This is a genomic window from Streptomyces koelreuteriae (assembly GCF_018604545.1).
GTDB classification, from domain to species: Bacteria; Actinomycetota; Actinomycetes; order Streptomycetales; family Streptomycetaceae; genus Streptomyces; species Streptomyces koelreuteriae.
On the sequence record NZ_CP075896.1, the window covers coordinates 6,772,981 to 6,784,985 of the forward strand.

Here is a 12,005-nt window from a genome sequence, read left to right on the forward strand (position 1 = left end):
CTCCCGACTGGAGGTCCGGGCCGCCTGTGGGGGTGGGGCGGCGTCGGCAGCTTGCGGAGGTGGGTGGTGGCAGGGCTGGGCCCCGGCTCGTGGGGAGCGGGGAGCGGGGAGCGAGGAGCGGGGATCGGGGAGCCGATCCTCCTTGGGCTGCGCCCGAGGCGAAGGACTCGCCGTGCGCGCGTGGAAGCCATGCCGGTGCCCTCGGTGGAGCCCGCAGGGGTGCTCGACGTCATGTGCGAGGGGCCCGCAGGCGCCGATGGGGCTCTGCCCCGGTCGGCGACCTTGGCCACTCAGTTGGGAGCTACGGGTGGTGCGGGGGTGGGCAGGCGTCGTAGCGTCGTGGTTAGCGGTGCTAGTTAAAGAGTCTCGGAGGGTGTCGTCATGTCCGTGTCGTCCAAGCTGCCCCCCTTCGACCCCGGCGACCCCCTCGGCCTCGACGACCTGCTGGATGCCGAGGACCTCGGGATCAGGGACACGGTCAGGGCCTGGGCCGCGGATCGGGTGCTGCCGTATGTGGCCGACTGGTACGAGAAGGGGGAGCTGCCGGAGATCCGGGAGCTGGCGAGGGAGCTCGGGGGGCTCGGGGCGCTCGGGATGTCGCTGAGCGGGTACGGGTGCGCCGGCGCCTCCGCCGTGCAGTACGGGCTCGCCTGTCTGGAGCTGGAGGCCGCCGACTCCGGCATCAGGTCCCTCGTCTCCGTGCAGGGCTCCCTCGCCATGTACGCCATCCACCGCTTCGGGAGCGAGGAGCAGAAGCGGGAATGGCTGCCCCGTATGGCCTCCGGCGAGGTCATCGGCTGCTTCGGGCTCACCGAGCCCGACCACGGCTCCGACCCCGCCTCCATGCGGACGTACGCCAAGCGCGACGGCTCCGACTGGGTGCTCAACGGCCGCAAGATGTGGATCACCAACGGCTCGGTCGCCGGTGTCGCCGTCGTCTGGGCGCAGACCGAGGACGGCATCCGAGGGTTCGTCGTACCGACCGGCAGCAGCGGGTTCTCCGCGCCGGAGATCAAGCACAAGTGGTCCCTGCGCGCCTCGGTGACCAGCGAACTCGTCCTGGACGACGTACGTCTGCCCGCCGACGCCGTACTCCCGGAGGGCACCGGCCTGCGCGGGCCGCTCAGCTGTCTGTCCCACGCCCGGTACGGAATCGTCTGGGGCGCCATGGGCGCGGCCCGCAGTTCCTTCGAGGCCGCCGTCGACTACGCGAAGTCGCGGGAGCAGTTCGGGCGGCCCATCGGCGGCTTCCAGCTCACCCAGGCCAAACTCGCCGACATGGCGGTCGAACTGCACAAGGGGATTCTGCTCGCCCATCATCTGGGGCGGCGTATGGACGCCGGCCGCCTGCGCCCCGAACAGGTCAGCTTCGGCAAGCTCAACAACGTACGAGAAGCGATCGAGATCTGCCGCACGGCCCGCACCATTCTCGGCGCCAACGGGATCTCGCTCGAATACCCCGTGATGCGGCACGCGACCAACCTCGAGTCGGTGCTCACCTACGAGGGCACCGTCGAGATGCACCAGCTCGTGCTGGGCAAGGCGCTCACCGGACTCGACGCCTTCCGCTAGACGCCGTCCGGTGAACCCCGAGGGGGGGGCAGGGCCGGTGAGCGGCCCTGCCTCAGCTCTGGTTGAAGAAGCCGTCCGTGCGGTGCCCGGCCGGGTCGCCGTTCACGATCTCCGTGTTGGCGGGGGTCAGCAGGAACACACGGGTCGACACCCGCTCGATCGAACCCCGCAGCCCGAAGATCAGCCCGGCCGCGAAGTCGACCACGCGCTTGGCGTCGGCGGCGTCCATGGCCGTGAGATTCATGATGACCGGGACGCCCTCGCGGAACAGCTCGCCGATCGCGCGGGCGTCCCGGAAGCTGTCCGGCGTCACCGTGCCGATGCGACGGCCTCTCTCCTCGGCGACGTCCGAGGCCACCTTGACACGCGGATCGGTGACCCAGGCCTCCCCGGACTCGGTCCCGTCGGAGTAGTCGTCGTCGTAGTAACGCTCGTCTTCGTTGTCGTCGACGAGGCCAAGCCAGGCACTTGCCTTGCGTACCGATCCCATGGACGCCTCCTCTCACAGCGGTCTTTCTGCTTTCCGCATCCCTATGGTCGTCCATGATGCGGATGGCGCGCCAAGTGGATAGACGCCGCACGGGGGGTTTGTGACGGTACTGGTGCACAGCGATTCCGTCGAGAGTCCGTGTTTCCCAAGGGCCTTGCCGTAAACGACTGCTGACTGTGAGTGAAATATGATTCTTCACGGCGTTTGGGTGATGGGCAGTGCGTACGGGTGAACGGGTTGGCCGATAATATGCGGGCGCTCAAACGTCGTACGGAACGCGGGGGACGTCGTGTTCGGAATGGTCAGGCCCTGTCGGCATCGCCTCGGGGAGAGCCTCACCGCTCAGTGGATGGCGCATTTGTGCGGCCTGTGTCTCGCGCTGCGCGGGGATCACGGCCAGTTCGCGCGCATCGTGACGAACTATGACGGGCTTCTCGTCTCCGTATTGACGGAGGCTCAGACACGCCCTGTGACCGGCGGGTCGAGGGATATGGGGCGGCGTACGGCGGGTCCGTGTCCGCTGCGCGGGATGCGCACCGCGTCCGTCGCGCACGGTGAGGGGGCGCGGCTCGCGGCGGCCGTGTCGCTGGTGCTCGCCTCCGCGAAGGTGCGCGACCATGTCGCCGACGGTGACGGGCTGCTGGCCCGTGCGCCGGTGGCGCGCGCCGCGCGCCGGGTCGCGAAGGGCTGGGACCGGGCCGGAGCACGGACCGGCTCCGCCGTCGGGTTCGACACGGCCGTCCTGGTCGACGCCGTGGACCGGCAGGGCGGCATCGAGGCGCTCGCCGGGCCCGGGACGCCGATCCTGACGGTGACCGAACCCACCGAGACCGCGACCGCCGCCGCTTTCGCGCACACCGCGGTCCTCGCCGGCCGGCCGTACAACGCCGGGCCGCTCGCCGAGGCCGGACGCCACTTCGGGCGCCTCGCCCATCTGCTGGACGCCGTGGAGGACCGGCACGCTGACGCCGCGTCAGGCGCCTGGAACCCGATCACCGCGACCGGTACCTCCCTCGTGGAGGCCCGGCGGCTCGCCGACGACGCGGTGCACGGCGTCCGGCTGGCGCTGCGGGAGGCGGAGTTCAGCGACGGCCGGCTGGTCCACCGGCTCCTCGTGCACGAGCTGCGCACCTCCGTCGACCGCGCCTTCGGTACGGCCCGCTGCGCTCACACCGCAGGTCCCGAGGCGGCCGGTCCGTATGCGCCGCCCGGCACCGGCGCCCCGGGCGGTCCCGGCGCCCCGCCGCCACAGCCGCCGCGCGACAACCGGCGCGGGCTGCTCGCCGGGTGCGCGGTGTGGCTCGGGCTCGCCTGTACGTGTCAGATGTGCTGCGGCACGTACCAGGACCCGTGGACCGGCGAGCGCAAGGAAGGGCAGTGCGCCAACTGCGACTGCAGCGGATGCGGGGACTGCTGCAGCTGCTGCGACTGTTGCGGCAACTGCTGTGACAACTGCGGCTGCGACGGCTGCGACTGCGGCTGCAACTGCTGAGGCACCAACACCGGCACCGGCATCGGCGGGACTCGGCGAAGCGGCCCTGCTGACCGGCGCGCGGAGGGCGTACGGAACTTGGACCGAGCGCCGGCGTGAGGCGTGGCTGGGCGGCGCTTGAGGTGTGGTGGGGGCGCGCGTTGCAAAGGTCGTTCAAAGGTTGACGGCCGAAAGGCACCCTTGCGCCTACCGGCCGTTCGGCCGAATACTCCCCCACAGCGCTTGTCAGGGGCACGGCGTGTTCGGGAACCGGACGCGCGGTCCCAGGCTGCGCCTCACGGGCCCGAGACCCCACGAGGGCCCCCTACTTCCCCTGTGGAGGAACGAAAAGTGAGGATCAAGCGCACCACCCCCCGCAGCGGCATCTCGAGACGGACCCGGCTGATCGCCGTTTCCACCGGCCTCGTCGCCGCCGCAGCGATCGCGATCCCCAGCGCGAACGCGTCCGACACCCCCACCACCTTCAGCGCCGCCGAGCTCAAGAGCGCGAGCGGCTCGATCCTGAAGGCCGACATCCCGGGCACCGCCTGGGCCGTCGACAGCAAGACCGACCGTGTGCTCGTCACCGTCGACAGCACGGTCACCCAGGCCGAGATCGCGAAGATCAAGCAGCAGGCCGGCGCCAACGCCGACGCGCTCACGATCAAGCGCACCCCCGGCCAGTTCAACAAGCTCATCCAAGGCGGCGACGCCATCTATGCGAGTAGCTGGCGCTGCTCCCTCGGCTTCAACGTCCAGAACAGCAGCGGTCAGCAGTTCTTCCTGACCGCCGGCCACTGCACCGACGGCGCGGGCACCTGGTACTCCAACTCCGGGCGCACCACGGTCATCGGCTCGACCGCCGGCTCCAGCTTCCCGGGCAACGACTACGGCCTGGTGCGCTACAGCGGGTCCGTCGCGCGGCCCGGTACCGCGAACGGCGTGGACATCACGCGCGCGGCCACCCCGAGCGTGGGCACCACCGTCATCCGCGACGGCTCCACGACCGGTACGCACAGCGGCCGGGTCACCGCCCTCAACGCCACCGTCAACTACGGCGGCGGCGACATCGTCTCCGGCCTGATCCAGACCACCGTCTGCGCCGAGCCCGGCGACTCCGGCGGCTCGCTCTACGGCAGCAACGGCACCGCGTACGGTCTGACCTCCGGCGGCAGCGGCAACTGCTCCTCCGGCGGCACGACGTTCTTCCAGCCCGTCACGGAGGCCCTGAGCGCCTACGGGGTGAGCGTGTACTAGGCCCTACCGGGCAGCAGCAGACAGCGTTTCGAGCCCCCGCACGCATCGCGTGCGGGGGCTCTTCTGTGTGGGTGGAGAGTTTGTGGCTTCTTGTCATGGTTCAGGGTGAGTACAGAGGAAAGGTGCATCAATATCCGCCCCTCGGATGCTGATTGGGGTCGGTTGGTTGGGCGATTTTCAGCCATGGCCAGACCTCACAGAGTGCGCACACATTACTCGCGCGTAATGTTTGCAGTGTGAACGCGTGTGAAGCGCGTGCGAATTGGGTCCGATTTGACCGTGCGCGGTCAAAATGTGGGGGCGTGGGGCCCGTAATCTACGCGCGTCCTGAACTCGACCTTGTGTGCTCCCCGTTGTCCTCGGAATAGTGGGCGCTCGTCAACAAGGCCTTCCGGCCCGCGAGGTCCCCACAACCTCCCGGGTCGACCCCCCACAGGAGGACGTGAGTTGAAGCACCGACGCATACCCAAGCGGCGCGCAGCCCTGGCAGGTGCGGGTGTCGCCGCACTGGTCGCCGCCGGAGTGACCTTCCAGTCTGCGAACGCCAGTGAGCCCGTGAAGGCCTCCGAGCCCGAGACGCTGTCGGTCTCCGCGGCCGGAAAGCTCGCCTCGACGCTGGCCAAGGACCTGGGCGCCGACTCGGCGGGTACGTACTACGACACGAAGAGCAAGAACCTCGTGGTGAACGTGCTCGACGAGGCCGCGGCCAAGGCCGTCGAGAAGGCCGGCGCCAAGGCGAGAGTCGTGGCGAACTCCCTCGCCGAGCTGAAGAGCGCCCGCGGCACGCTGAAGGCGGACGCGACGATCCCCGGCACCGCCTGGGTGACCGACCCGACCACGAACAAGGTCGTCGTGACCGCCGACCGTACGGTCTCCAAGGCCGAGTGGGCGACGCTGACGAAGGTCGTCGACGGGCTCGGGGCGAAGGCCGAGCTGAAGAGGTCGAAGGGGGAGTACAAGCCCTTCATCGCCGGTGGCGACGCGATCACCGGTGGCAGCGGCCGCTGCTCGCTCGGCTTCAACGTCGTCAAGGGCGGCGAGCCCCACTTCCTGACCGCCGGGCACTGCACCGAGGGCATCTCCACCTGGTCGGACTCCAGCGGCAAGGAGATCGGCACCAACGCGGACTCCAGCTTCCCGGACAACGACTACGGCCTGGTCAAGTACACCGCCGAGGTGGATCACCCGAGCGAGGTGAACCTCTACAACGGCTCCACCCAGAAGATCTCGGGCGCCGCCGACGCGACCGTCGGCATGGCGGTCACCCGCAGCGGGTCGACGACCCAGGTGCACGAGGGGAAGGTCACGGGGCTGGACGCCACCGTGAACTACGGCAACGGCGACATCGTGAACGGTCTGATCCAGACCGACGTCTGCGCCGAGCCCGGTGACAGCGGCGGCGCGCTCTTCTCGAGCGACAAGGCGGTCGGTCTCACCTCCGGCGGCAGCGGTGACTGCACCTCCGGCGGGGAGACGTTCTTCCAGCCGGTGACCGAGGCGCTGTCGGCGACCGGTACCGAGATCGGCTGACACGCACAGCTTCGCGAAGTCCCGCCCCTTGTGTGAGGGGCGGGGCTTTTGTGTGCGCTCTACGGCGTTTGCGCCGGGGGCGTTGTGTCCGCTCGTTTTCGCAGCGCGGCGGCTACCAGGGTGAGGGCCGCTCCCGCCACGGCCCAGGCCGCCAGCACCAGCAGCGCTGTGGTCATGGCGTTGTTCTCGAAGTAGGCGATCGAACGGGTCGCCCAGGTGCCCGCTCCCGGCGGCAGTGCCGGGCCGATCGCCTTCCAGAAGGGCGGGAGCAGGGGCGGCGGGAGGGCGCCGCCGGCGCTCGGGTTGCCGAGGATCACCACCAGCAGGATCACCAGGCCGATACCGATCGTGCCGAAGATGCCCTGGAGGGCGAGGGTGGCCGCGCCCACGGCGAAGATGATCAGAGCGCCCAGGCCCCAGAGGGCCGCCGTGCTGCCGGGGAGGGCGTCCAGGATCGGGCCGGCGATGAGGGCTCCGCCCAGGCCGCCGACGATCGCGACCAGGGCCATCACCGCCAGGCGGATCGCGGCGCGCTCGAGGTTGGACGGTTTCGCACCCGCGCTGATGGCCAGGGCCGCGGCGCCCAGATAGCCGCCCACGCACCAGCCGACCACCAGGTAGAAGGACGAGAGCCCGTTGGGGTCGTGGGCGGCGGACGGGATGACGTCGACCGTGCGGAATCTGCGGTTCTCCGATTTCTCCAGCGTGGTGACGAAAGTCGTCAGGGTACTGGCGAGAACCCTGCCGCCGCCGGAGGCCACGAGGAGGGTGTCGGTGCCGCCCGGATCGATGATCAGGGCGGCGTCGATGTCCCGGTTCCTGATCTGGTCCCGGGCCGAGGCCGCGTCGGGCAGTGCGCGCGGGTCCAGCGGGGAGCCGGGCAGTCGTTCCAGTCGGGTCACCGCTTGTGCGGAGGCGGCCTGGGGGGCGACCACCCCGAAGGGCACGTCCTTGAGTCTCGGGTCGTGCAGTGCCCCCACGTACGAGGCGATGAAGAGCAGCTGGAGGGCGATCACGCCGAGGATGAGCAGGGTGGCCCGGGGCGTGACGGCGTCCTTCACCTCGCTGAGGAACGAGCTCTGCGGCATGCCTCCACGGTCGGGTGCGGCCGGGTGTTTCCGCAGGTGGGGCGGGGCCGAACGGATGTCGCACACACATTCGAAAATTGGTCTATGGTGGGGGTGAGGTAGCTGGGAACAGATGTTCGAGAGCTGGTACGGCTCACGAGTGCGGGAGGTGCGTGTGCCGGGGTTCACGCATCTGCACACCGTCTCCGGATTCTCGTCGCGCTATGGAGCCTCGCATCCGGAGCGGCTGGCCGAGCGTGCCTCCGAGCGGGGCATGGACGCCCTGGCTCTCACCGACCGCGACACGCTCGCCGGTGCCGTCCGGTTCGCCAAGGCCTGTGCGAAGGAAGGGGTCCGTCCGGTGTTCGGGGCGGATCTGGCGGTGGCGGGCCCCCAGGCTCCGGAGACCGGGGACCGGCGGGGGCGGCGTCGGACTCCGGTGCGGGGCGGGGCCTTCGTCGACGAGTCGGCTCCTCGCGTGATCTTTCTCGCCAGGGACGGCGCCCGGGGGTGGGCCGAGCTGTGCCGGCTCGTCTCGGCGGCGCACGCGGGGGAGGGGCCCACGCCTCTGCTGCCCTGGGAGCACCATCGGGCCGAGGGGCTGACCGTGCTGCTCGGGCCCGAGTCGGATGTCGGGCGCGCCCTGGCCGCGGGGCGTCCCGACCGTGCGGCGCGGCTGCTCGTGCCCTGGCGGGAGGTCTACGGCGACGATCTACGGCTGGAGGCCGTCTGGCATGGCCGAAAAGGTACGGGTCCGGGGTCCCTGCGGCTGGCCGCCCGCACCGTCGGGTTCGCCGCCGAGCAGCGTGTCCGGCCCGTGCTCGGCAACGCCGTACGGTACGCCGACCCGGGGCTGGGGCCGGTCGCCGACGTCCTGGACTCCGCCCGGCGGCTGGTGCCCATCGACCCGACCAAGGAACTGGACTCCGGCGAGGCCTGGCTCAAGGGGGCGGGGGCCATGTTCGGGGCGGCGGAGCGGATCGTGGAGGCCGCGGGGTTCCGGCGGGACACCGCTCACCGGCTGGTGGAGCGGACCGAGGCCGCGGCCGCCGAGTGCCTGGTCGACCCCGAGGACGACCTCGGGATCGGCACCGTCCACTTCCCCGAGCCGCATCTGGTCGGCGCCGGGCGGCGTACCGCCCAGCGGACGCTGGCCTCGCGGGCGGTGGCGGGGATGGTGCTGCGCGGGTACGACCGGCGGCGGGAGTACTGGGAGCGGATGCACCATGAGCTGGACATCATCGCCCATCACGGCTTCGCCTCCTACTTCCTGACCGTCGCCCAGGTGGTCGACGATGTGCGGGGGATGGGGGTCCGGGTGGCCGCCCGGGGGTCCGGTGCGGGGTCGCTCGTCAACCATCTGCTCGGGATCGCGCACGCCGATCCGATCGAGCACCGGCTGCTGATGGAGCGGTTCCTGTCGAAGGAGCGGGTCGTGCTGCCCGACATCGACATCGACGTGGAGTCCGCGCGCCGGCTGGAGGTCTACCGCGCGATCATCGGCCGGTTCGGCACCGAGCGGGTCGCGACGGTCGCGATGCCGGAGACGTATCGCGTGCGGCACGCCATCCGGGACGTGGGGGCCGCCCTGTCCATGGATCCGGCCGAGATCGACCGGGTCGCCAAGTCCTTCCCCCACATCCGGGCGCGGGACGCCCGTGCGGCCCTTGAGGAACTGCCCGAGCTGCGCGCGCTGGCCGGGGAGAAGGAGAAGTACGGGAGGCTGTGGGAACTGGTCGAGGGGCTGGACGCCCTGCCGCGCGGGGTGGCCATGCACCCGTGCGGGGTGCTGCTGTCGGACGCCTCCCTGCTCGCGCGTACGCCGGTCATGCCGACCAGCGGCGAGGGCTTTCCGATGTCGCAGTTCGACAAGGACGACGTCGAGGACCTCGGGCTGCTGAAGCTGGATGTGCTGGGGGTGCGGATGCAGTCGGCGATGGCGCACGCGGTGGCGGAAGTGGGGCGGGTGTCGGGTGTCCGGGTCGATCTGGACGCCCTGGCGCCGGGTGACCCGGAGACGTACCGGCTGGTGCGGTCCGCCGAGACGCTCGGATGCTTCCAGATCGAGTCGCCGGGCCAGCGGGACCTGGTCGGGCGGCTCCAGCCGGCCACCTTCCACGATCTCGTCGTCGACATCTCGCTGTTCCGGCCCGGGCCGGTCGCCGCCGACATGGTGCGGCCGTTCATCGAGGCACGGCACGGGCGGGCGCCGATCCGTTATCCGCATCCGGATCTGGAGGGTCCGCTGAAGGAGACGTACGGGGTCGTCGTCTTCCATGAGCAGATCATCGACATCGTCGACATCATGACCGGGTGCGGGCGCGGTGAGGCGGACCGGGTGCGGCGGGGGTTGTCGGATCCGGAGTCGCAGGGGCGGATCAAGGTGTGGTTCGCGCAGCACACGGCGGCGAACGGCTATGACGCGGAAACGATTCAGCGGACCTGGGAGATCATCGAGGCCTTCGGGTCGTACGGCTTCTGCAAGGCGCACGCGGTCGCCTTCGCCGTGCCGACGTACCAGTCGGCATGGCTGAAAACGCATCATCCGGCCGCCTTCTATGCCGGGCTGCTGACGCACGACCCCGGGATGTATCCCAAGCGGCTGCTGCTGGCCGACGCGCGGCGGCGGGGCGTGCCGGTGTTGCCGCTGGATGTGAACGCGTCGGGGATCGCACACCGTATCGAACTGGTGTCCGGTAATTGGGGGCTGCGGCTCGCTCTCTCCGATGTGCACGGCATCAGCGAGGCCGAGGCGGCGCGGATCGCCGAGGGGCAGCCGTACGCCTCGCTGGTCGACTTCTGGGAGCGCGGCCGGCCCAGCCGTCCGCTGGCCCAGCGGCTCGCACAGGTGGGGGCGCTGGACGCGTTCGGCGCCAACCGCCGTGATCTGCAACTGCATCTGACCGAGCTGCACCGGGGCGCGCGGGGCGCGGGCGGTGGCCAGCTCCCGATGGCCGGAGGGCGGAAGACCGCCCCGGCCGGGCTGCCCGACCTCACCTCCTCGGAGCGGCTCAGCGCCGAACTGGGCGTGCTGTCCATGGACGCCTCACGGAACCTGATGGACGATCACCGGGCGTTCCTCGACGAGCTGGGCGTGGTCTCGGCACGGCGGCTGCGCGAGGCACGGCACGGGGAGACGGTGCTGGTCGCGGGCGCCAAGGCGGCCACCCAGACGCCGCCGATCCGGTCCGGCAAGCGGGTCATCTTCTCCACCCTGGACGACGGCACCGGCCTGGTCGACCTCGCCTTCTTCGACGACTCCCACGACGCCTGCGCCCACACCGTCTTCCACTCCTGGCTGCTGCTGGTGCGCGGGGTGGTGCAGCGGCGCGGCCCGCGCAGCCTCAGCGTGGTGGGCGCCGCCGCCTGGAACCTCGCGGAACTGCTGGAGGTGCGCCGGGAGGAAGGGCTGGAGGGAGTCGCGGCCCGGCTGGCCGACGCCAGTGATTCCGGTGATGGCGGTGAGGGAGCGCCCGGACCGGCGGACTCCGCTGACCAGGAGCCGACGGACCAGCGGAAGATCCGCATGCCCACGGGGTACGAGATGCACCCCTGGGCCGATCTGCGTCCCGCGGGCGAAGGGCCCGCGGTGGGACGGAAGTTGTGGCACCAGAGTCCGGGGAGTGCGGGATGACCATCCTCTGCGTACGTTTCCAGCTGCCTCCGACGCGCGAGGCCGATCTGCCCCGACTGCTCGGGATGCTCGAGGAGTTCACCCCCGTCGTCCAGGCTCTGCCACCGGACGGGGCGCTGGCCGACCTGCGGGGCGCCGAGCGGTACTTCGGGCGGGACGCCGTCCAACTGGCCTCGGTGATCCGGGTGCGCTCGCTCGCGCTGTACGGCGTCGACTGCGTGATCGGCGCCGGGCCCGGGCCGATGCTGGCCCGGGTCGCGCTGGGCGACGCCGTGCCCGGGGTGACGTCCGCGGTGCCCGAGGAGCGGGACGCCATCGCGGAGTTCCTCGCGGACAAGCCCGTCGCCGCGCTGCCCGGCATCGGCACCAGAACCGCCCGTACGCTGGGCGACTACGGCCTCGACACCCTCGGCCTGGTCGCCGCCGCACCGCTGTCCACGCTCCAGCGGCTGATCGGCGCCAAGGCCGGCCGCGAGCTGCGTGAGAAGGCGAACGGCGTCGACCGCGGCCGGGTCGTCCCGAACGCCGTCTCCCGCTCGCTCGCCACGGAACGCCCCTTCGAGCGCGACGAACTGGACCCGGACCGGCACCGCCGGGCCCTGCTGTCCGCCGCCGAGGAGATCGGCGCCCGGCTGCGCGCCCTGGACAAGGTCTGCCGCACACTCACCCTCACCGTGCGCTACGCCGACCGGTCGGCCACCACCCGCAGCCGCACCCTGACCGAACCGACCGCGCACTCACCGGCGCTGACCAGGACCGCGTACGGCATGTACGAGGCGCTCGGGCTGCAGCGCGCCCGGGTACGCGCGATCGTCCTGCGCGCCGAGGGGCTCGACCCCGCCGACCAGGCCTCCTACCAGCTCACCTTCGACCCCGTGGACGAGCGGGTCCGCCGTATCGAGGAGGTCGCCGACCGCGCGCGAGCGAAGTTCGGGCCGCGGGCGGTGATGCCCGGGGGGCTGGGGGGACTGGCGGCGTGAATCC

8 protein-coding genes are annotated in these 12,005 nt (G+C 71.1%); 6 read left to right on the forward strand and 2 right to left on the reverse strand.

Annotation, left to right across the window (positions count from 1 at the left end):
- Positions 1 to 381 precede the first annotated feature (381 nt).
- A complete protein-coding gene (locus KJK29_RS30525; protein ID WP_215122396.1) occupies positions 382 to 1,572 on the forward strand; it encodes an acyl-CoA dehydrogenase family protein in 1,191 nt (396 codons plus the stop codon).
- Between the two features lie 52 nt (positions 1,573 to 1,624).
- Here the strand turns inward: KJK29_RS30525 and KJK29_RS30530 are convergent, their stop codons facing one another.
- Entirely contained in the window at positions 1,625 to 2,062 is a 438-nt protein-coding gene (locus KJK29_RS30530; RefSeq protein ID WP_184597617.1) for a cell division protein SepF, read from the reverse strand.
- A 289-nt stretch (positions 2,063 to 2,351) separates the two neighbouring features.
- Here KJK29_RS30530 and KJK29_RS30535 point away from each other — a divergent pair, with 289 nt between their 5' ends.
- The 3 genes from KJK29_RS30535 (at position 2,352) to KJK29_RS30545 (ending at position 6,320) form a co-directional block, all read left to right on the forward strand.
- Positions 2,352 to 3,554: a DUF5685 family protein gene (locus tag KJK29_RS30535; protein ID WP_215122397.1), complete on the forward strand. Its 1,203-nt coding sequence runs from the start codon at positions 2,352 to 2,354 to the stop codon at positions 3,552 to 3,554.
- 330 nt (positions 3,555 to 3,884) lie between these two features.
- Positions 3,885 to 4,790, forward strand: a complete 906-nt coding sequence (locus KJK29_RS30540) for a S1 family peptidase (protein WP_215122398.1) — start codon at positions 3,885 to 3,887, stop codon at positions 4,788 to 4,790.
- Positions 4,791 to 5,237: 447 nt separating this feature from the next.
- Positions 5,238 to 6,320, forward strand: a complete 1,083-nt coding sequence (locus KJK29_RS30545; protein ID WP_215122399.1) for a S1 family peptidase — start codon at positions 5,238 to 5,240, stop codon at positions 6,318 to 6,320.
- A 59-nt stretch (positions 6,321 to 6,379) separates the two neighbouring features.
- On the opposite strand, the gene KJK29_RS30550 is transcribed toward KJK29_RS30545, so the two are convergent.
- Entirely contained in the window at positions 6,380 to 7,408 is a 1,029-nt protein-coding gene (locus KJK29_RS30550; protein WP_215122400.1) for a DUF3533 domain-containing protein, read from the reverse strand.
- Between the two features lie 154 nt (positions 7,409 to 7,562).
- Between KJK29_RS30550 and KJK29_RS30555 the strand changes: the two genes are divergently transcribed.
- Complete coding sequence (locus KJK29_RS30555; RefSeq protein ID WP_215124515.1) at positions 7,563 to 11,021, forward strand: DNA polymerase III subunit alpha; 3,459 nt, start codon at positions 7,563 to 7,565, stop codon at positions 11,019 to 11,021.
- Positions 11,018 to 12,001, forward strand: coding sequence for a DNA polymerase Y family protein (locus KJK29_RS30560; RefSeq protein WP_215122401.1), 984 nt, complete (start codon positions 11,018 to 11,020; stop codon positions 11,999 to 12,001). Before KJK29_RS30555 ends, KJK29_RS30560 begins: the two co-directional genes overlap by 4 nt.
- Positions 12,002 to 12,005 lie beyond the last annotated feature (4 nt).